17 protein-coding genes are annotated in these 19,523 nt (G+C 67.2%); 6 read left to right on the top strand and 11 right to left on the bottom strand.

Features of this window, described 5'->3' with window-relative positions; genetic code table 11:
* Window positions 1–23: 23 nt before the first annotated feature.
* The 5 genes from CAP37_RS01495 to CAP37_RS01475 are packed head-to-tail and all read right to left on the bottom strand — an operon-like array spanning window position 24 to window position 4,881.
* Window positions 24–1,118 (bottom strand): competence protein CoiA family protein, encoded by a 1,095-nt coding sequence (locus tag CAP37_RS01495; RefSeq protein WP_086122530.1) that lies wholly within the window; start codon window positions 1,116–1,118, stop codon window positions 24–26.
* Window positions 1,119–1,125: 7 nt separating this feature from the next.
* Window positions 1,126–1,575 carry a universal stress protein gene (locus CAP37_RS01490; protein WP_086122529.1) on the bottom strand — a complete coding sequence of 150 codons (450 nt, stop codon included), beginning with the start codon at window positions 1,573–1,575 and terminating at the stop codon, window positions 1,126–1,128.
* Window positions 1,576–1,595: 20 nt separating this feature from the next.
* Window positions 1,596–2,018 (bottom strand): response regulator, encoded by a 423-nt coding sequence (locus CAP37_RS01485; protein WP_086122528.1) that lies wholly within the window; start codon window positions 2,016–2,018, stop codon window positions 1,596–1,598.
* Window positions 2,015–3,895: an ATP-binding protein gene (locus CAP37_RS01480; RefSeq protein ID WP_086122527.1), complete on the bottom strand. Its 1,881-nt coding sequence runs from the start codon at window positions 3,893–3,895 to the stop codon at window positions 2,015–2,017. Before CAP37_RS01480 ends, CAP37_RS01485 begins: the two co-directional genes overlap by 4 nt.
* On the bottom strand, window positions 3,892–4,881 hold the full coding sequence (locus CAP37_RS01475; RefSeq protein WP_086124769.1) for an ABC transporter substrate-binding protein: 990 nt from the start codon (window positions 4,879–4,881) through the stop codon (window positions 3,892–3,894). Before CAP37_RS01475 ends, CAP37_RS01480 begins: the two co-directional genes overlap by 4 nt.
* Window positions 4,882–5,021: 140 nt before the next feature.
* Between CAP37_RS01475 and CAP37_RS01470 the strand changes: the two genes are divergently transcribed.
* Together CAP37_RS01470 and CAP37_RS01465 are read left to right on the top strand one after the other, a co-directional pair.
* Window positions 5,022–5,711, top strand: coding sequence for an ABC transporter ATP-binding protein (locus tag CAP37_RS01470; protein ID WP_086122526.1), 690 nt, complete (start codon window positions 5,022–5,024; stop codon window positions 5,709–5,711).
* Complete coding sequence (locus tag CAP37_RS01465; protein WP_086122525.1) at window positions 5,695–8,205, top strand: ABC transporter permease; 2,511 nt, start codon at window positions 5,695–5,697, stop codon at window positions 8,203–8,205. Before CAP37_RS01470 ends, CAP37_RS01465 begins: the two co-directional genes overlap by 17 nt.
* A 15-nt stretch (window positions 8,206–8,220) precedes the next feature.
* Here CAP37_RS01465 and CAP37_RS21875 read toward each other — a convergent pair whose 3' ends face one another.
* Window positions 8,221–8,643 (bottom strand): BON domain-containing protein, encoded by a 423-nt coding sequence (locus CAP37_RS21875; RefSeq protein WP_256926847.1) that lies wholly within the window; start codon window positions 8,641–8,643, stop codon window positions 8,221–8,223.
* Window positions 8,644–8,849: 206 nt separating this feature from the next.
* Between CAP37_RS21875 and CAP37_RS01455 the strand changes: the two genes are divergently transcribed.
* Both CAP37_RS01455 and CAP37_RS01450 read left to right on the top strand, forming a co-directional pair.
* Complete coding sequence (locus CAP37_RS01455; protein WP_086122524.1) at window positions 8,850–9,878, top strand: PHB depolymerase family esterase; 1,029 nt, start codon at window positions 8,850–8,852, stop codon at window positions 9,876–9,878.
* A 19-nt stretch (window positions 9,879–9,897) separates the two neighbouring features.
* The gene (locus CAP37_RS01450) at window positions 9,898–10,725 is read left to right on the top strand and encodes a serine protease (protein ID WP_086122523.1); all 828 of its coding nucleotides are present in this window, start codon (window positions 9,898–9,900) and stop codon (window positions 10,723–10,725) included.
* Window positions 10,726–10,729: 4 nt separating this feature from the next.
* Here the strand turns inward: CAP37_RS01450 and CAP37_RS01445 are convergent, their stop codons facing one another.
* Window positions 10,730–11,860, bottom strand: coding sequence for an ankyrin repeat domain-containing protein (locus CAP37_RS01445; protein WP_179190106.1), 1,131 nt, complete (start codon window positions 11,858–11,860; stop codon window positions 10,730–10,732).
* Between the two features lie 166 nt (window positions 11,861–12,026).
* Between CAP37_RS01445 and CAP37_RS01440 the strand changes: the two genes are divergently transcribed.
* Window positions 12,027–13,085, top strand: coding sequence for a histidinol-phosphate transaminase (locus CAP37_RS01440; protein WP_086122521.1), 1,059 nt, complete (start codon window positions 12,027–12,029; stop codon window positions 13,083–13,085).
* Between the two features lie 6 nt (window positions 13,086–13,091).
* Here CAP37_RS01440 and CAP37_RS01435 read toward each other — a convergent pair whose 3' ends face one another.
* Window positions 13,092–14,138: a TRAP transporter substrate-binding protein gene (locus CAP37_RS01435; RefSeq protein WP_086122520.1), complete on the bottom strand. Its 1,047-nt coding sequence runs from the start codon at window positions 14,136–14,138 to the stop codon at window positions 13,092–13,094.
* A 178-nt stretch (window positions 14,139–14,316) separates the two neighbouring features.
* Here CAP37_RS01435 and cls point away from each other — a divergent pair, with 178 nt between their 5' ends.
* Window positions 14,317–15,717, top strand: coding sequence for a cardiolipin synthase (gene cls, locus CAP37_RS01430; protein ID WP_179190105.1), 1,401 nt, complete (start codon window positions 14,317–14,319; stop codon window positions 15,715–15,717).
* 9 nt (window positions 15,718–15,726) lie between these two features.
* Here the strand turns inward: cls and CAP37_RS01425 are convergent, their stop codons facing one another.
* The 3 genes from CAP37_RS01425 to CAP37_RS01415 are packed head-to-tail and all read right to left on the bottom strand — an operon-like array spanning window position 15,727 to window position 19,499.
* The gene (locus CAP37_RS01425; protein WP_086122519.1) at window positions 15,727–17,361 is read right to left on the bottom strand and encodes a type IV secretion system DNA-binding domain-containing protein; all 1,635 of its coding nucleotides are present in this window, start codon (window positions 17,359–17,361) and stop codon (window positions 15,727–15,729) included.
* 9 nt (window positions 17,362–17,370) lie between these two features.
* A complete protein-coding gene (virB11, locus tag CAP37_RS01420) occupies window positions 17,371–18,384 on the bottom strand; it encodes a P-type DNA transfer ATPase VirB11 (protein ID WP_086122518.1) in 1,014 nt (337 codons plus the stop codon).
* An 11-nt stretch (window positions 18,385–18,395) separates the two neighbouring features.
* Window positions 18,396–19,499: a TrbI/VirB10 family protein gene (locus CAP37_RS01415; protein WP_179190104.1), complete on the bottom strand. Its 1,104-nt coding sequence runs from the start codon at window positions 19,497–19,499 to the stop codon at window positions 18,396–18,398.
* Window positions 19,500–19,523: the final 24 nt, after the last annotated feature.

The following is a 19,523-nucleotide window of genomic DNA, read 5'->3' as shown; positions in this document are numbered from 1 at the left end:
ATTCAAACCCCCTCAGGCCGAAATCAGAGTCCCTGGAAAGCCGACGGATCGCGGTGGCTGCGCGTTACACGGGCGCGGCGCGAGAGGTAGGTCACCGCGTCCAGAAAACCTGCGAGGCGAATGAAGCCGAGCGCTTCGTCGGGCACACCCACCGCCCTGGGCACGGCTTCTGTCCAGCCCTCGAAGGGGGCCGGGTAAGGCGCGAGGGCATAGAACTTCTGCTGTGCGGTGCGCCAGTCGTTCGGACCCACGCGTTCGAGCAGGTAGAGCAACCAGGCTTCCTGCTGGTTCAAACGGTAGAAGGTGAAATTGATGTTTGGCGCATGGCCGGGCGCGCAGGCATGGCGGCGCGATGCATCGGCACTGTCGGGTGAACTCGGCCCGTAGAACAGCGGTGCCGCAGGTGCGGCTGCGTCGGCCAGGGCCTGGCGCTTCGCGTCCACCATCGACAGCCAGTTGCTGTAGATGCGGTCTCCGCGCAATTCCAACCGCTCCTGCGCGGCGCGCACCAGTCCCTGTGTGTCGGGGTGGTGCTCCCAGAAGAATTCGCCAAACGATTCAAGCTGCTGGGCAGCGAGCCGGCGATCGCGCAGGGCTGCGGTGGGTGGCATCCGGACCTTGAACGAAAGACTGGCGACCTCGGAATCGGTCCGTGCTGGCGCGGCTGCCGCATCCCCGAAGCGCACAAAAATGTGCAGGTCGACGCCGGTGTCCAGTCTGGCGCGCGCTACCGGCTCGCCGTCGTCCAGAGCTTCTGGCCTCCACTGCACATCGCCCAGAATCTGTGGGGCCCATTGCGCGTCTTCGCGCAGGTGCACCAGCGAACGCGTCAGCGTCAATTCATGTCGGTAGATGGGCAGGGTGAAACCAGGGGTCGACATCTGCTGCTGCAGCAGCTGGAAGACGAAGCGGCGAAGCAGGTGCAGCGCAGCGGCCCCGCATTCGGGCCGCTCCTGCGACGCTTCGTGTGCAAAGTGCCAGTCGTTCGCCATGCCCTGGCGGGCCACCAGCGGGCTGCCGCACTCGGGACACAGGCACCCGCACTCGGCGCCCCGCTCCACCTCGCCGATGAACCGAATTTCGCCCGCTGCATCCTGGGCGATGAACAGCTTGCTCACGGAGTATTCAGTCGCCGGCTGGCTCTTCGTCGGGGACCTTCACCAGCGTGACGGGCACCGCCGAGCGCTGCACCATCTCCTGCGACACGGAGCCCAGCACCGCCGCACGCAGGCCGCCACCGCGGGCGCTCATGATCACGGCATCGCAGCCATGGCTCTCGAGGATTTCCGCCAGCATGTGTGCCGGGTCGCCACTGGCCACGGCGGTTTCCACCTGCTGGCCTGCCGCACTCAGCAGGGCCACCGCCGGGCGCACCAGGTCGCGTGCGGCCGCCTCGCTGACTTGCTGAAGCACCTGAGGATCGTGCGCCACCACCAGCTCGTACAGGTTGGCCGACTCCTGCACGTTGGCCACCAGAAAGCGCGCCTTCAGTCCCGCGCCCACCAGGCGAAGCGCATGGTGCACGGCGAGCAATGAGGGCGTGGAGCCATCGACGGGGATGAGGATTTTCAGCATGGGAACTCCGGACAGTGGGATCAATAGGGGCGCTCGTTGAGCTGGCACCAATGCCGCTCGATGTGCTCAGCAACATGGACGAATTGACTGAAGCTCACCGGCTTCTCGATGTAGCCGTTGACCCCCAGATCGTAGGCGGTCTTCAGGTCGCTGTCTTCGCGCGAAGAGGTGAGCATCAACACTGGAATGAAACGCAGCTGCGCATGGGACTTGAAGCGATGCAGCACCTCCAGACCGTTGAGCCTGGGCATGTTGATGTCCAGCAGGACCACCGCCGGCCAGAGCGCGCCCGCTTCCCAGCGAGGGATCCACGCCAGGGCCTCTTCGCCGTCGCGCGCCACCTCGACGGGATTGGGAAGTCCGCGCTTGCGAAAGGCGCGCAGCGTGAGATCGACGTCCATGGGGTTGTCTTCGACCAGCAGGATCGGCGGCAAAGGCTTCATTCGGGAAACTCCACGAAGAAGGTGGCGCCTTCGCCGGGCTGGCTTTCGGCGCGCACGCGCCCGCCCATGCGCTGCACCGCCTTGGCCACCAGCGCCAGGCCAACGCCGGTGCCCGCGTAATCCTCGGCCCGCTGCAGGCGCTGGAAGATGCCGAAGATGCGGTCGTGGTACTTCATGTCGAAGCCCACGCCGTTGTCGCGCACCCACAGAAGGCGCCGACCCGCCTCCACGCGGGAGCCGATCTCCACCACCGGCGGTGTTCGTCCCCGGCTGAATTTCACGGCGTTGCCGACCAGGTTGCGCAGCACCACCGCCAGGCCTTCTCGATCAAGCTGCAGCACCATGGGCTCCACCTTCAGGTTCAGTTGCGTACCGGCCGCGCGGATGTCGGCGCCGTGGCCTTCAATGACGAGTTCGATCAGTGGCAGCAGATCGACCTGCTGCGATTCCATGGTGCGCCGTTCCATGCGCGAATAGTCGAGCAGGTCGGAGATGAGCGCGCCCATCTGCTGCACGCCGCGGCGGATGCGGCCGATGAACTGGCGCCCTTCCTCGTCGATGCGATCGGCGTACTCTTCCTCCAGCAACTGGCTGTAGCCGTCGATGCCCCGCAGCGGTGCCTTGAGGTCGTGCGAAACGGAATAGGAAAACGCTTCCAGTTCTTCGTTGGCGGCGCTGAGCTGCGCGGTCCGTTCGGCCACCCGTTGCTCCAGTTCGGCGTTGTTGCGCTCCAGTGTGGTCTGCGCCTGCTTGAGGGCGGAAATGTCCAGCAGGACGCCGCTGATGCTGCTGACCTTGCCATCGGCGTCGCGCGTGATGGAGGTGCGGTCGTCCACCCAGGCCCACTGGCCATCGGCACGCCGCAGCCGATATTCCTGGCGGTACTCGTCGGTGCCCCGAGCCTGGTTGGCAGCGCTCTCAGCCGTGATGCGTTCGAGGTCGTCCGGATGGACCAGATCGTGGAAGCGCATATCCATCAGCAGCAGCGCGTCGGGCTGGTAGCCCCACTGCGCCACCGAACGGCTGAGGTAGCTCATGGGTCGGCCCGCTTCGTTGCGCCATTCGATCACCACCACCGGCGAGCGGTCGACCAGCGCGTTGATGTGCCGAAGTTGCGCCTGCCCGGCCTGCAGACGCTCGGCCATGCGGTCGGCCTGGGCACCGATCAGGGCCAGTTCGTCAAATCCCTGCAGACCGGCGCGCACCTGCAATTGCCCTTCGCCCATGGTGGCCAGCGTGCGCGCCAGGCGCTCGGCGCGGCGGAACCAGATGAGGTGCGCCAGCACGGCCAGCAAGGCCACAAGCAGCGCGAGCAGCAGGGCCTCACGCAGCACCTCATCGCGCAGACCCGCCTGCCGCTGGGCCAGCGGCAGGCTCAGGTCGGCCACGGTGAGCAGGTGGCCCCCGGTATCAATGGCGGCCTGACCGAACAGGTAGGGCGCGCCGGGCGGCCGGAACACCTGCACGGAGCTGCCGTCGGGGATCAGGTCATCGAGTTGCCGCAGCCCCGCCAGCTCGGGCTGCCGCTCGAGCACCTCGCCCAGCGGTCGGCCGATGTCGGCCCGCGCCAGCGAGGCCACCACCAGACCGGCTTCGTCCACCAGATAGGCATGGAGCATGCCGCTGTACACGCCCAGGCCACCAACGAGGCGGCGCACGAGCAGCGCGTTGGCGAGGCCGGATTGCGCGCTCAGGCGGCTCTGCTCCACGCCCAGCCGCTCCAGCAGCCGCCGCGATTCAAATTCGGTCACACGCTGGTCGGCATCGCGCCATTGCAGGGCAAAGCCCACGGTGATGGTGGTCAGCGCGAACACCGCCAGCAACAGCGGCGCGAGCCAGCGGCCCGGGATCGACACCAGCTCACGCCATGGCTTCATGGCAGCAGCCCCGACTGTGGCGCGCGCTCTGCCGGCGCACTGTCGATCAGGGCCGCCCAGTTGGGCGGCTGGCGCAGCAGGCCCAGACCCATGAGCGTGTCGGCCACCGGCTGGCCCAGCCGCACCAGCTCCGGTGCCGGCCCGGTCAGCAGCAGCAACGACTCATCAGGCGCAAAAAAGCGCAGGCCCTTGAGCACCTCCAGGTAATCGCGCGGAGTGAGGTCCGCGCCGGGTGCGAGCGTCGCGGCCGCGCCGGGCGCGTCGAGCCGCAGCACGCTCAACCCGCCGCTCCAGGCGTTCAGCAGCGCGTCCACCGCGGCCGGGCGCCGCCGCAGGACCTCGCCGCGCACCACCAGCACATCCAGAATCTCGCCGGGCATCTGGCTGCTGTCGAAGATGCGCCGGTAGCCCGCGCGGCGAATGGCGCCCTCGATCGGCGCGTAACTCACGGCGGCGCTGACCCGGCCGCTTCGCAGCGCCATCAGGTGCTGGGTCGACTCCATCTTCACCACCGACACGTCGGCGCTCGTCAGACCGGCCTTCTGCAGCAGGCGCTCGAGCACCAGGGTGCCCACGGTGGCTTCTTCCACCGCGATGGCGCGGCCCCTCAGCTCGGGCAGGGAGCGCACTTCCGGCGCGGCCAGCACCACATCGGCGCCGCTGGAGGTGTCGAGCACGGCCACGATGCGCACATCGAAACCACTGTCGGCCAGCCGAAGCGTTTCATCCAGCGTCAGGGCGGCAGCGTCCAGCAGACCGTTGCGCAGGTGGCGCAGTGCCTCGGCGCTGGAGATCAGTTCCACCACCTTGATGGTCTGGCGGTCGGTCATGCTGCGGTCGCGCGCCAGCACAAGGGGGTCGAAGCCCACCCAGGTGTTGATGCCCACGGTCAAGGGCGGTTGCGGCGCCTCTCCGCAGCCCACCACCCCGATGAACAGGCAGGCTGCGCCCACGACCGCCCGGATCCGCCCTCCCCACCCTGTCATGAACACTCCCTCCAGCATCGAAACATTCTGTCACCATCAGGTTCTTTCATCGGTGCGGCGCCTGCAATCTTGAGCGGAGCGCCGGATCAAGCCCCGCTCGACCTCGTGAACTTTCCCGCCGCCAGCCTCCCTCACACCGCATGATTCAAGTCTCCGGCCTGTCCCTTCACTATCCTTTGGGCACCCAGCGCATCGAGGTGCTGCGCTCGGTGGACCTCCACATTGCCGCTGGCGAGCGCATTGCCATCACCGGGCCATCGGGCTCGGGCAAGACCTCGCTCCTGCTCCTCCTCTCGGGCCTGGAGCGGCCCACGGCGGGTCGCATCCGCATCGCCGGCACCGAGCTGGCAGACCTGAACGCCGATGCCCTGGCCGACCTGCGGCGCGACCAGCTCGGCATCGTTTTTCAGTCGTTCCACCTGTTGCCCAGCCTCTGCGCGCTGGACAACGTGGCCCTGCCGCTGCAGATGGCCGGCCGCCGCGATGCCTTCGAGCGCGCCGGCGAACTGCTGCACCGCGTGGGCCTGGGCGACCGGCTGCAGCACCACCCAAGCCAGCTTTCGGGCGGGGAGCAGCAGCGGGTGGCAATTGCGCGCGCGCTGGTGCACCGCCCGCGCCTGCTGCTGGCCGACGAACCGACCGGCAACCTGGACGACCACACCGGCGAAGCCATCCGCACCTTGCTGTTCGAGCTGAACGAGGAAACCGGTGCCACGCTGGTGCTGATCACGCACGACCCCGACTTCGCAGCCCGCTGCGACCGCGTGCTGCGCCTGCACGACGGCCAGTTGCACGAAGCCACCACGCCGACCCATGCGCTTCCTGTTTAGCCTGGCCTGGCGCGACCTGCGCGCCAGTGGCCGCCACCTGTGGATCTTCTGTGCCTGCCTGGTGCTGGGCGTGGCGCTGGTGGCCGCCGGCGGAGGTCTCTACCGCCAGGTGGCGGACGCCCTGCGCAACGATGCCCGTCTGCTCTTCGGTGGCGACCTGGAGGTGGAGCACACCGCGCCACTGCGCGAAGACGTGCTGGCCTGGATGGGCCAGCGTGGTGATGTCTCTCGCCTGGTCGAACTGCGAACCATGCTGCGCGCGAGCGACGGGCGCTCTCAACTGATCGAACTGCAGAGCGCCGACAAACGCTACCCGCTCTACGGCACGGTGGAACTGGCGCCCACCAGCGATCTGGCCACGGCGCTCGGCGAGCGCGAGGGCGTGTGGGGCGCGGCGGTGGATGGCGCACTGGCGCAACGCCTGGGCCTGGCCGTGGGCGACCGAGTGGAGGTGGGCGACCTGAGCCTGGCGGTGCGCGCCGTGGTGCTGCGCCAGCCCGACCGCAGCCTGCGTGCCGACTGGAGCGGAGCACCGGTGCTGGTGGCCGATGGCGCCCTGCTGGCCAGCGGCCTGGTGCAACCGCTGAGCCGCGTGGAGTACCACTACCGCGTGCGCACCGCCGAGCCGGCGGCCGCGTGGCGCGACGCGTTCGTCGCCGCTTTTCCCGATCTCGACGCCGAGGTGCGCACCTTCGAGGAGCGCAGCCAGCGCATGGCCGAGGTGCTGGGCCAGATCGGCTCGGGCCTGCTGCTCATTGGCTTCTCGGCACTCTTCATTGGCGGGCTGGGTGTGTTCAACAGTGTGCAGGCCTACCTGCAGGGCAAGCTCGGCACGCTGGCCACACTGCGCGCACTGGGCCTGCGCGATGGCCGGCTGGCCGCCCTGGTGCTGCTGCAGATCCTCATGCTCGCGCTGCTGGCCAGCCTGGGCGGGGTGCTGATCGGCAATGCACTGGCCGTGGCCGGCACCTGGGCCGCCGCCGAGCGCCTGCCGCTCGCCCCGCTTCTGCGCGCTCTGTGGGCACCCTCGGCGGTGGCGCTGGGCTTTGGCGTGCTCACCGCGCTGGCATTTGCGCTGCCGGCGCTGGGTCGGGCGCTGTCGGTCTCCCCGGCGGCGCTGTTTCGCGGCGTGGACGGCACCCGCCTGCGCACACCGCGCATGGCCTGGCTGCTCACCGGCGCAGCGGCCGCGCTGGTGGCCGCCCTGGTGGTGATGAGCGTGCCCGACGCGCGCTTTGGCGCCGCCTTTGTGCTGGCCACCGTGGCACTGCTGGTGGTGCTGGATGGCCTCACCCGGTTGCTGCGCCGGCTGGCGCGCGCTGCCCTGGCCCGCCAGGCGTGGCACCTGCCGCTGGAACTGCGACTGGCGCTGGCCGGCCTGCAACGGGCCGACTCACCGCTGCGCGCGGCCCTGCTCTCACTGGGTTCCGCGCTCACACTGCTGGTGGCCTGCACGCTGGTGGTGGCTTCGCTGCTGCGCACGGTGAATCAAACCGTGCCCGACAACGCGCCCGCCCTGGTGTTTTACGACGTGCAGACCGAACAGATACCGCTGTTGCAAGCCACCCTGCTGGCGCAGCGTGGTCTGCGCCAGCTCACCACCGCACCGCTGGTGCTGGGCCGCGTGGCCGCCGTGAACGGCGCAGCGCTGCGCGAGAGCAACGATGGCGAGCGCGTGCGCGAGGCGCGCGATGAACAGAAGCTGAGCAACGCAGCCGGCAACATTGACGAGGTGGTGCTGCGCGAAGGCGCCTGGTGGCCACCCGGCCACCAGGGCGCACCGCAGGTGGCAATGGAAGACCGCGAGGCCGACCAGCTCGGTCTGAAACTGGGCGACCGTGTGCGATTCGACATTCTGGGTTCTGCCGTGGAGGCCAAGCTGGTGGCGATCTACAGCCAGCGCCGACTGCAGGCGCGCCTGTGGCTGGAAGCGATCTTCAGCGACGGCGTGCTCGACCCCTACATCACGCGCCATGTGGGCGCCGCCTACCTCGACGCCGCCGGAGCGCAACGCGCACAGGACGCGCTCGCCGCAGTGGCGCCGAACATTGCGAGCGTGCGCACCGAATCCCTGCTCGTGGAAACGCGTGCGCTGATGGCCCGCGCCAGCGGCGGGCTGGCGCTGGTGGCCGGCGTGTGCCTGGCAGCGAGCCTGCTGGTGCTGGCCAGCGTGGTGGCCAGCAGCCGGGCGCGGCAGGTGTTCGAGGCCACGGTGATGCACGCCGTGGGCGCGCGCCTGTCCAGCCTGCGGCGGGTGCTGTATTGGGAATATCTGTTGCTGGCGCTGCTCACCGCCGGCTTTGCCATGGTAGCGGGCAGTGCGCTGGCCACCGCGCTGCTGCGCTGGCGGCTGGATCTTGACCCCGCCGGCCTCTACTGGACCGGCGCGCTCACCGCCCTCGGCGTGAGCGCGGCAAGCCTGGGCCTGGGGGCGCGCTACCTGCTCTCGCAGATGCGCCTCAACCCCGCCATGCTGCTGCGCGACGGGGCTTGAGGATCGCGGCGAAGCTTACTTCTTGAGGGTCATGCCGTTCTGGACGCGCTGAACGCCTTCCACAGCCTTGGCGACCTCCACCGCCTTGTCGATCTGCATCTGGTTGTCGACCACACCGGTGAGCTGCACTTCGCCCATGGTGGTGTTGACCGAAATGTCCATGCCCTTGACGGTGTCGTCCGCCAGCAGCGCGGTCTTCACCTTGGTGGTGATCACGGTGTCGTCGATCTTCTCGCCCATGGTCGTGGACGGTCCGGATGCCGACATGGCGGGCGCTTCAGCCGGTGCTGGTGCCGGGGCCGGGGTGCTCATGGGCGGGGCAGCGGCTGGCGGTGGCGCCTCCACAGGTGTCTCGGTCTTGCCACAGGCGACCAGCGAGGCCAGAGCGAGGGCGAGCGCGGACGCGCCTATGAGTCGGTTGGTCTGGAATTTGCGCATGCTTTTCTCCTGAAAGGGTCCACCGGTGTGGTGTCCATCAGCTCACTGTCGCGGCCGCAGACCCGCGTGTCGGTTCGACAACGCACACACAAAGGCAACCGAATGTGTGGCAACAGACAGACCGGATACCGCGCGTCGCCCACACTGAACAGCTACGACGCTCAGGGAATCCCGCCAATGCCACGCATCATGAAGGCCGCCACGGCATGAAGGCGCGAGGCGGGTCCACTTCGACCTGGCTCCGGTCGTTCAACCGCAGCGTCAAGGCCATGGAACGCGCGGCCAGGCCCGCGCGCAAAACGCTGGTCGGTTCCATGAAGCCCTGCGTGAGCGCACGGTCTAGCGCGGACACCACACAGGGCAGCTGGACCGCAGGCATGGCGCTGGGCCGTGCCGGCATGCGCCGCTACCGCCTGTTTCGTCCACCCGAGATGCAGGCCGGCGAGAGGCTGCCCCTGGTGGTGATGCTGCACGGTTGCGGTCAGGATGCCAACGACTTTGCTGCCAGCACGCGCATGAACCTGCTGGCACGTCGCGAGCGGTTTCTGGTGCTCTACCCCGAGCAGGACCGCTTGAGCAGCGCCCAGCGCTGCTGGAACTGGTATGAGACCCGCAACGGTCGGGCACAGGCCGAGGCCGCACTGGTGCTCGCGGCCATCGACCAGATCTGCCTGCTGCAGAACGCAGACCCATCCCGGGTCGCGCTGGTCGGCCTGTCGGCCGGGGCCGGCCTGGCCGCTCTGCTGGCCACGCGCCATCCGCATCGCTTTGCCGCGGTGGTGATGCATTCCGGCGTAGCGCCCGGCGTGGCCGACTCCACCGCCACCGCGCTGGCGGCCATGCGAGGCCGGCGGTTGCCGCCAGCGCAGGCGCTGGACGACGCGCGTGAAACCCTGGCCTGGCCACCCCTGCTCGTGATCCAGGGCGAGAGCGACCACGTGGTGGTTGCGCGCAACGGAGCGGCGGCGGCACAGGTGTGGGCAACGGCCGTGGGCGCCACCGCAACGCCTGGCCGCGTGGTGCAGCGCGGCCAGCGCTACCCCATGACGGTGACCGATTTCAAACGACGCGGCCGCGCCCTGGCCACGCTGGTGACCGTGGAGCGCCTTGGCCACGCCTGGAGCGGCGGGGCAAGCCGCCTGCCATTTGGCGACGCCAAAGGACCCGATGCCTCGCGCATGGCATGGGCCTTTGCCGCGCGCCAGTTCCGCCGAAGCACGCCCGCCGCCAGTTGAAGGATGCGACACTCGAACCATGAACCGCCCGCCCATCACTCCCGTTGCTCCTGTGACCCCCGTTGACGTCGCCAGCGCGCGCCACGCCGACACCGCGCCCGTGGACCCGTTGTTTCTGGCCGCGCCCCACGTGTCCACCTTCCACGGCACGCAGCCACTCACCAACGCCAGCGGCTTCTTCTTCGAGCGCGATGAGCGCCTGTATCTGGTGACGAGCCGGCACGTGGTGATCGATGAAGACACCCAGCACCTGCCCGACCGGCTGGAGATCGAGCTGCACATCGACGCCACCAACCTCACGCGGTCCACCGGCCTTTCCGTGCTCCTGTACGAGGATGGAGCGGCCGTGTGGCGGCAGGGCCGCGACAGTGGCAGCGAGATCGATGTGGCGGTGCTGGAGCTCGATCGCAGCGCGCTGCCCGAAGACGCGGTGATCCGCGCGTTCACGCCGGAGCACCTGCAGACCGCCTTCGACGAGGTGCACCCCGGTGAATCCCTGCTGGTGGTGGGCTTCCCGCTGGGATTTCACGACGCGCTGCACCACCTGCCGGTGCTGCGCCACGCGGTGATCGCGTCGCCCTATGGCATTCGCTTTCAGGGCCAGGGCTTTTTCCTCACCGACGCACGCACGCACCGGGGCACCAGCGGGGCCGCGGTGGTGATGCGGGATGTCAACCCGAGCGAGGGGACCGCTGCGCTGCCCTGGAAACTGCTGGGCGTGCATTCTTCGCGCATGGACATGGGCGACCGCGACGTGGTGCTCGACGAATCGCTGGGCCTGAACTGCGCCTGGTATGCCGACATCCTGCTCACCCTGACCGAGCCCCGTGCTGACCAGGGCTCGTAACGCTTCAGTGCTGCGGCCCTCTCCCGCCCGCAGCCGGTCCGGATGGGGATGGGGATGGAGGAACGCCGGCGGATCCCCCCTGAAGGATTTGCTGGTAGTGCATGCCACCGGCACCCGCAGCACTTGCAGGTGCAGCACCTGCAGCAGCACGGGCGTTCTCCACAGCTCGCGGAACCGCAGCCATCAACGCTTCCGGGGCCATGTCTTTTCTGGCGGTTTCAAGTGCCGCCCGCACCATGGCCAATCGCTCAGGATCACCCTGGGCGAAGGCTGAGGAACGCAGGAAGGCTCCGGCTTCTGCCGAGGTGTAGGTCGCCCCGGCGAGAGGGTCAAAAGGGCGACGTTCGGACAGCATCCGGTACGCCGCTTGTGCAGAGATCACGTTTCCCGGCATCAACTGTCCAGACGAGCCATGCCCGTCCGGCAGCCTCACCGGCCTGAAATCGCCAACGCGCGCATACGGTTCCGCGAGAATCGGGCATTGAAGATCTGCCGCCAGGCTTTGGTGAGCCTGACTGCCCGAAACCGCCTTCAGCACCCCACCCAAATCCCGGGAATCTTCATAACCTGCCAGCAGGTTCGCCACTTTTGTTTTCCCTTGGGAGGCTGCCAGGTCAACGGGCTTCTTCCCATTGCGATCTGTCTGAAACAGATCCGCATCGGCCTTGTACAGGGCCAGGATCGCTCGCTCATGTCCGAGAATGGCCGCCGCATGAGCCGGGGTGCTCCCCGTGTGATCTGGCGCACTCAGATTCGCACTGCCCGCGTGCAGGGCCTCGATCGAACGCCAATGCCCAAGACCGGCCGCAGCGTGAACCGGGGTGCGCCCAGACAGATCTGCCGCACTCAGATTCGCGCCGCCCGCGTGCAGAGCCGCGATTGTTTGAACATGGTCGCCACTGGCCGCCCCGTGAGCGGGCACCGCTCCCGTAGCATCTTGCGCATTCAGATTTGCACCGGCAGCTCGCAGTGGCTCGATCAATCGCGCATGACCAAGAGTGCCCGCCAGGTGGGCCGGGGTCCGGCCCCGATGATCTGCCGTATTCAGATCCACACCGTCCGCACGCAGGGCCTCTATGCGCGCAATGGCGTCATCGATGCGTCCTGCGACGATCGCGTCCAGGAGTTCTTCCATATCTTGTCTCCAGAATGGGTGTTGTGGCGCGGGCTGTGCCGCTGAAGGAGCGCGAAGAATAGCCATGCTGGAAGATCCACAGTGCAAAAACGCACCAACCGTCCTGCCTGAAGCTTCAAAGTCTTCTGGCCATCAACCAGGTGCCGACGGGTAGGACAATCGGGGCATGTCCCTGCCCATCCGCCCCGCCGTCGCGGCCAGCCCCGACTATCCTTTCTCCGCCGTCAACGCGCCGGTCAAGCTCGACCAGAACGAGTCGTTCGCCGACTTCCCAGACGAGCTGAAGACCATCGCTCTGCAGCGCCTGCGCGACCTGCCCTGGCATCGCTACACCGACCTGCACGCCGAGGCGCTGTGCGAGGCCGTGGCGCACCACACCGAATGGTCGCCTCCGGGCACGGTGGTCACCACGGGCAGCAACGTGCTGATCGCGCTGCTGGTCCAGCTCGCCGGCATGGGCGCGCGCGTGCTCACGGTGAAGCCCAATTTCGCGCTCTACGGGCTGGACGCGCAGCTGCTCGGCGCCACGCTCACCGAAGTGCCACTGCGGGCCGACTTCTCCACCGATGTGGACGCACTGATAGCCGCACTCAGCGAGCCTCCGTCGCGCGGCGTGGTGTTCGTGCCGCGACCGCATGCGCCCACCGGCTCGTTGTGCGAGCTAGACGACCTGGAACGCCTGGCGCGCGCCTGCCATGGCGACTGGCTGCTGGTGATCGACGAGGCCTACCACCACTTCACCGAGCACGATGCGCGCGCGCTTGCCCGCAGGCACCCGCATGTGGTGCTGCTGCGCACCTTCTCCAAAGCCTGGGGGCTGGCCGGGCTGCGGCTGGGCTACGCGCTCGCCAGCGACGAAGTGGCGCGCCAGTTGCGCAAGCTGGTGCCGCCGTTCGGCGTGTCCGTGCTGCAGATGGTGTGCGCGCAGGTTGCGCTGGAACACCCGGGTTACGTGCGCGAGCGCGTGGCCCAGACGCTGCGCGAGCGCGAACGTTTGTTCAAAGCCTTGCAGGCTCACCCGGTCTGGCAGGTGCTGCCCTCGCAGGCCAACTTCCTGCTGGTGCGCACACCCGACGCGGCCGAGGCCCATGCCGCGCTGCTCGCACAAGGCGTGCTGGTGCGGCGGCAGGACCGCCTGCACGGGCTGGAAGGCTGCCTGCGCGTGACCGTGGGCTCGGAGGCCGAGAACGACGCCTTCCTGCGCGCCGCAGGCCTGGCGCCCTGAGCGGCCTCAGGTCTTCGGGCGGTACTTCTGGATCAGCTCGCGCCCACCATCCAGCAGCTTCTTGCCGTCGAAGCCCTTGCGGTTCATGTCTTCCACCCACTGGTCGACGATGGGCGCGCAGAGCTTGATGAATTCTTCGGTCTCGGCCTTGCCCATCACGGTCACCGTGTTGCCGCGATCCACCACCGCCTTGCGCACCACCGGGTCGTAGTCGGCAATCAGCCGGCCAAACATGCCCGAGGTTTCCAGGCCAGCGTTGCGATCGATGATCTGCTTGAGATCGGGTGGCAAGGCTTCATAGCGGGCGCGGTTCATCACCATGAACTGCGCGCTGTTGTTGAAGCCGGGCATGCCCTTGGCAAACTCGGTGTGGAAATTGGTGAGCTCATCAAGCTTGCCTGCGGGCACGGTGTCCCACGGCAGGATGGCGCCATCGATCACGCCCTTGGAGAGCGCATCGGGAATCTGGGGCAAGGGCATGCCCACTGCCGTGGCACCGACCGCGCTCAGGATCTGTGTGGAGACGCGCGTGGGGCCGCGCATTTTCAGCCCACGCAGGTCAGCCGCCTTGGCAACCACCCGGCGCTTGTTGTGCAGGATGTTCAGGCCATGGGTGTGGAAAGCCAGCACCTTGACGTCCTTGAACTCGTCGGGGGCGTAGGTGGTGAGGTATTCCCACGCCGCCTTGGAAGAGCCTTCGCCGTCGTAGGTGAAGAAAGGCAGCTCGATCACTTCCGATCGCGGGAAACGGCCCGGCGTGTACCCCGCCAGCGACCACACGATGTCGACCACGCCATCGCGCGCCTGGTCGTAAAGCTGGGCCGGAGCGCCGCCCATCTGCATGGAGGTAAAGCCCTCGAACTTGATACGACCGTTCGATTCCTTCTCGATCTTGCCCATCCACGGCACGATCACCCGGCTCCAGACGTTGGACGTGGCGGGCACAAAGGTGTGGAACCGCAAGGTGGTGACGTTCTGGGCCAGGGCGGGCAAGGCAGGCGCGGCCACGCTCGCGGCAGCGGCGGCCTTCATCAGCGTTCTTCTGTTGATCATTCAAGTCTCCGGTTGGGGTCACCACTATGAAGCGATTAGGTTGATTCGTCAACCCAAATCCGCCGAATGGTTCAATGTTAGTAATCATTGAAAAGTGAGAAAACCCCGGATCGATAGCCGGCCAATGCGCTCTGGAAATCCTGCGCAGGTATCCTCTGCCGATTCTTGGAGACCCCGAATGACCCTGTCCTGCCGATGGTGGAAGCCCGCCTGGGGCCTGTTGCTGCTGATCGGCGTGCTCACGCTCTCTGCCTGCAAAAGCCTGCCGATCGTGGTGCCGGACATGGCCCGGACCTCCAAAGGCAACCGGGTTCAGCTGGAAGGCGCTCGCGGTCCGCTCTCGGTCGCGCAGAGCAAGGCGGTGCTCGATCGTCTTCGCGGCAGTGGCGGTGACACCGGCATCTTTGCGCGCCATCTCGCGCTGGAAGAAGCCATCGTCGGCAACCCCTTGACCACCGGCAACAAGGTGGTGCTGCTGGAAGATGGCCCCGCCACCTACCGCGCCATGCTGGCCGCCATCGCGGCGGCGAAGGACCACATCCACCTGGAGACCTACATCCTGGACGACGATGAAGTCGGCCAGCAGTTCTCCCTTGCGCTGCTCGAGCGGCAACGCGCTGGCGTGCAGGTGCATGTGATCCGCGACAGCGTGGGCACGCTCGGCACGCCCGTGGAGTTTTTCAAGCGCCTGACCGACGAGGGCGTCAAGGTGCTGGAATTCAACCCGGTCAACCCGGCGAAGGCGCGCAAGGAGTGGGAGCTCAACGAGCGCGACCACCGCAAGCTCCTGATCGTGGATGGCCGGGTGGCCTTTCTCGGCGGCATCAACATCAGCGCGGTGTACTCCAGCGGATCGTCCGGCTCGTTTTCGCGCGGGGCGGCGCCCGGCGAAGGCTGGCGCGACACCCATGTTCAGATCAACGGCCCGGTGGTGGCCGATTTCCAGAAGCTCTTCATGGCCACCTGGGTGGCGCAGAAGGGCGAACCCATGGCCGAGCGCAACTACTACCCGCCACCAGCGAGAGCGGGCGACGAGGTGGTGCGCGCCATTGGCAGTTCACCCGAAGAACCCTTCAGCCAGATCTACGCGACCCTGCTCTCCGCGATTGGCAGCGCTGAAACCAGCGTGTACCTGACCAACGCCTACTTCGCACCCGACCCGCAGCTGCTGACCGCGCTGGAAGACGCCGCCGCGCGCGGGGTCGACGTGCGCCTGATCCTGCCGAGCAAGACCGATTCGTGGCTGGTGTTCCACGCTGGACGCGGCTACTACGAACGCCTGTTGCGGGCGGGTGTGCGCATCTTCGAGCGGCAGGGCGTGATCCTGCATTCCAAGACCGGCCTGATCGATGGCGTCTGGGCCACGGTGGGTTCCACCAATCTCGACTGGCGCAGCTTCCTGCACAACCACGAGCTCAACGCGGTGGTGCTGGGCGCCGGGTTTGGCGCGCAGGTTCAGACCATGTTCGACAAGGACCTGGCGGGCTCCACCGAAATCACGCTCGCCCAATGGAAGCGGCGGCCCATCGACAACCGGATCATGGAAGGCTTTTCGCGGCTCTGGGAATACTGGCTCTGAGCGCGCAGCTCAAACCGGCGGGCTGATGTCGCGCGGCTCGAACGGCACGCCCACCTTGGGGAACAGGTGCGCGGCCAGCGACACCTTGCACAGCGGATAGTCGCCCGCAAAAGAGACGTAGGCCTTGAGATTGGGCAGGTCCTGAATCTGGCTCGGCAGCAGCACTTTTTCCGTCACGTTGCGGCGCGAGATGGTGCGCGAGCTGTTCTTCATGGAATAGCCTACCGAGCGCTGTGTTTCCTTGCGCACGAACTCCGATTCACCCACGCCCTTGCTCAGCTCTTCGGCGGTGGCGGGGTCGGTGTGCGGGATGTTGAGGAACAACAGGTTGCGGAAGCAACTGCGCAACGTCACGGCCTTCTCCTTGCCGTACAGATCGTCGAGCTGCGCCGTGGACTGGATGCCGCAAAGAAAGCGCGCGCCGTGCTTGCGGCCTTTCGTCAGACCCGCTTCCAGGCTGCTGAGTTTCTCCAGTGAGGCCAGTTCGTCGCAGACAAACCAGGTCGGCCGTGGCGGTCCATTCACCGGCGACGAGAGGGTGGCGGTGATGACCACGTCGAACCACGTGGAGATGAGGGAGCGCAGCGCATCGGCCATGTCTTCGCGCCACGTGATGTAGAGGTTGCCCGGAGCCCCTTCGAGCCAGTCGCGCAGGGAAAAGTCACCCTGCGGCATGTGCTTGTGCGGCCCCAGGTACTTGGTGGCAATGAACCTGGTCGAGCCCATGGTCTTCTCGGCGCCTTCGGCAAACATCGAGGCGGCAGGGGTGTCGGCCATGTATTCGGCCAGCGTCTGGATCGGCAGCTCGCACACGAACTTGATGAGCACACTGGTATCGCGGCAGCCCTGCAACCAGAGCTTGTTCATCACTTCCTTGATCAGGAACTGCGCGTAGCCGTTCCACTCGCGCATGTCGCCCGTGCCGTCGGGCACCACGCTGCGCGCGAAACGCTCGCAGTCGTAGGCGGAACGGATCTCGTTGAAGATCGACCAGCCGGGCGTGCGGCGATCGAACGGGTTGAGCAACAGGTCGCCGGCCTGCGCGAAGATCGAATAGTAATCGCCGTTGGGGTCCACCACCAGCAGACGATCGCCGCGCTTGATCGCACCGGAGAGGATCTCCTTGATCGCCTGCGATTTGCCGGCACCCGTGGTGCCTGCCACCAGCATGTGCAATGGCTCCACCGAAAGGGGAATCGGCACGCCGCCTACCGTGGCCTGCGGGACGGTGCGCCAGAAGTCTTTCCAGAGTTCCGCCGGCCCGGGCTTGGTCTGCGCAAACTGATACGCCGCATGCACACGAATCAGCCGGTTGCGCACTGTCTGCTCGTTCGTCATGTTGCGCAACACCGCCACCGAGGCAAAGGTGGCCCCCCGAACATGCCGCGCGGGTTTGCTGTGCGGATTGCCCAGCACCCAGACCAGCCACACCACCAGCAGGCAGAGGGCGGTGCCAGCGGCCAGGCTGGTGTGGGTGATGAACACCAGATTGGGCGCGCTGAAGGCGAGCGAGGCGGCGGCCTCGAGGTCACGCGCCATCGGGGCCTTCAAACCAAAGGCGTTGACCACCCACAGCAGCCAGATGAGCGCACTCACAAGAGGCACGCCCAGCAAGCCGCCCAGGCCCAGCAGAAACAGGCGCACGCGGCGTTCCTAGGAGAGCTCGAGCCCCGCTGGGTCCACCCGGTCGCGCGGGCCGAACCAGACCTGCGTGACGCCACGTGAGCCGTTGTCGAAGCGCTTGAACTGCACCACCACATCGATGACGGACTGGATGTAGGCCAGCAGCGCCTGCGTGCTCATGGCCTGAAAGCCTTCGCGGCGCTTCACCATGAAGCACAGCCGCTCAAAGCACAGGCGCGGGCTGTCGGCGTGAATGGTGGAGATCGAACCGGGGTGACCCGAGTTGATCAGCTCCAGAAAGTCCGCTGCCTCCGATCCCCGGATCTCACCCAGCAGGATGCGATCGGGCCTCAGGCGCATGCTGGCTTCCAGCAGGTCGGTCACGCTGACCTTGGCCACGCCCTGCCCGCCCTTGCTGGCAATCAGGGAGAGCTTGTTGTGCTGCGACAGCGCAATCTCCGGCACGTCCTCGATGGTGACCAGGCGCTCGTGCTGGCCCATCTCGTCCGTGAGCGCGCGCAGCGTCGTGGTCTTGCCGGTGGAGGTGCCGCCCGAAATGATGATGTTCTTGCGCAGACGCACCGCGGCCCGCAGGAAACCCACCATGTCGCCGCCTTCGAGCATGGCCGTGAGTTCGGCATCGTCTTCGGCACCCCCGCTGACCGCTTCGCGCACCCGCAAGGCCCCGCCCGTGGCGAGGTCTTCGAGCGAGAAACGTTTCTGGGAAGGCATGCGGATCGCCAGACCGAACATGTCGGGCAGGCAACCCGGGGGCATGACCACCTGCACCCGCTGCCCTTCGGGCAACTGTGCCGACAGCAAGGGTTGGCGCGGTCCCACGGTCTGGTGGGAATAGGTGGCGATCAGGTCGGCGAGCTGGTTGAGGCGGCGCTGATCGAACTCCGGAATGCTGTGCGGCACCCAGGCCCCCCCGGATTCGACATAGACCTCTCCAGGGCGGTTGACAATGATTTCCTCGACGCCCGCGCTCTCCAGCAAGGGCCGCAGGGGCGTGAGGTAGGAGCGAAGTGCGACAGTGCTCATGCAGTGGGCATTCAGCGGGCCTGAGGCGCCACAGACGACAGGTCGAGATCGCGCGCCACAAACACGCGCACGCGGCTGCCCTGCGCGATCTGGATGGTGGGCGGAATGTTGGCCTGCGACTTGAGGATGCTTTCCACCGTGGACTGCAAGCCCCTGACCGCTTCGCCCCGGGCCCGATCCACAATGATCAGCCCACCCGCGTTGTTGCTGCTCATGTTGTTTGAATATGAAGCCTCCTCCAGGGCGACACCCAGCATGGACACGAGAAATGCCGCACCAAAACGTTCGAGGTAGTGGTTGTCGACATCGCCCGTGATGCCGGAGCGGCCCAGACCGTCCGTGCCCGGGCTCGCCAGCCGCACGCTCTTGCCGTCCGGCAACAGGGCGCGCTGCCAGATCACCATCACGCGCGACTGACCGGCGGAGATTTTGGCCGTCTCGTACTCACCCACCAGCCGGGACATCTTGGGAATGAGCACGCGGCGCCCCGATTCTCCATACACGTCTTCGCTCACCATGGCCCGCACCTGACCGGGCAGCGCGGTGTGTATCGCGGTTTCCAGCACCGCCGGGATCGACTTGCCTTGCAGGATTTTCTGGTCCAGGGTCTGGTCGTCTGGCTCCAGCGCCGTGAGCACGAAGCCTGGATCCCTCTGCGGTGCCGACACGTTCCGATCGGCCTGGGCAGCGCGCTCTGCCGTGGCGGCATTCATCGCGGGGATGTTCTGCATCGCCACATCCTGAACCACCCCGGCGCTGGCATCAGACGCCTCGACCACGGCATTCCCTGCACCAGCCACGGGCACCATCAACGGCGCCCTGCGTCGCAGCCTGAGCGCTTCTGCAGCAGCTTCCCTGCGTGCTGCCGCGTCCACGGCAGCCTGATCAACCGTCGGAAGCGCGGTGCCCTGGGGCAGGGGCGGCACGGCAGCGGCCACCTTCATCGGCACAAAATCCGGCTCGGGCGGGGGCCGCACCGCACGGGGAGCGGGCTTGATCAGTTCAGGCTCTGGCTCCACCAGTCGCGCGGTCTTCGAGTCCGAATCGGAAGCAAACGCTCCGTAAATCAGCAGGCCGGCCACCCCCATCGACAGGGGCCAGACGAGCTTGCTCAAACGGGACGGCCCCTTGCGGGTGAA

Source organism: Hydrogenophaga sp. IBVHS1, assembly GCF_002127265.1.
In the GTDB taxonomy this organism is placed as follows: domain Bacteria; phylum Pseudomonadota; class Gammaproteobacteria; order Burkholderiales; family Burkholderiaceae_C; genus Hydrogenophaga.
Note: the sequence above shows the minus strand (reverse complement) of the source record. Positions and strands in the feature narration are given on the sequence as shown.

What these genes read in the sequence shown, in the direction of transcription:
- CAP37_RS01485 (WP_086122528.1), bottom strand. Translation starts at nt 2,018, where the DNA reads ATGAAGCCTTTGCCGCCGATCCTGCTGGTCGAAGACAACCCCATGGAC.
- CAP37_RS01465 (WP_086122525.1), top strand. Translation starts at nt 5,695, where the DNA reads ATGCGCTTCCTGTTTAGCCTGGCCTGGCGCGACCTGCGCGCCAGTGGC.
- CAP37_RS01470 (WP_086122526.1), top strand. Translation starts at nt 5,022, where the DNA reads ATGATTCAAGTCTCCGGCCTGTCCCTTCACTATCCTTTGGGCACCCAG.
- CAP37_RS01475 (WP_086124769.1), bottom strand. Translation starts at nt 4,881, where the DNA reads ATGACAGGGTGGGGAGGGCGGATCCGGGCGGTCGTGGGCGCAGCCTGC.
- cls (WP_179190105.1), top strand. Translation starts at nt 14,317, where the DNA reads ATGACCCTGTCCTGCCGATGGTGGAAGCCCGCCTGGGGCCTGTTGCTG.
- CAP37_RS01445 (WP_179190106.1), bottom strand. Translation starts at nt 11,860, where the DNA reads ATGGAAGAACTCCTGGACGCGATCGTCGCAGGACGCATCGATGACGCC.
- virB11 (WP_086122518.1), bottom strand. Translation starts at nt 18,384, where the DNA reads ATGAGCACTGTCGCACTTCGCTCCTACCTCACGCCCCTGCGGCCCTTG.
- CAP37_RS01440 (WP_086122521.1), top strand. Translation starts at nt 12,027, where the DNA reads ATGTCCCTGCCCATCCGCCCCGCCGTCGCGGCCAGCCCCGACTATCCT.
- CAP37_RS01455 (WP_086122524.1), top strand. Translation starts at nt 8,850, where the DNA reads ATGAAGGCGCGAGGCGGGTCCACTTCGACCTGGCTCCGGTCGTTCAAC.
- CAP37_RS01450 (WP_086122523.1), top strand. Translation starts at nt 9,898, where the DNA reads ATGAACCGCCCGCCCATCACTCCCGTTGCTCCTGTGACCCCCGTTGAC.
- CAP37_RS01480 (WP_086122527.1), bottom strand. Translation starts at nt 3,895, where the DNA reads ATGAAGCCATGGCGTGAGCTGGTGTCGATCCCGGGCCGCTGGCTCGCG.
- CAP37_RS21875 (WP_256926847.1), bottom strand. Translation starts at nt 8,643, where the DNA reads ATGCGCAAATTCCAGACCAACCGACTCATAGGCGCGTCCGCGCTCGCC.
- CAP37_RS01490 (WP_086122529.1), bottom strand. Translation starts at nt 1,575, where the DNA reads ATGCTGAAAATCCTCATCCCCGTCGATGGCTCCACGCCCTCATTGCTC.
- CAP37_RS01435 (WP_086122520.1), bottom strand. Translation starts at nt 14,138, where the DNA reads ATGATCAACAGAAGAACGCTGATGAAGGCCGCCGCTGCCGCGAGCGTG.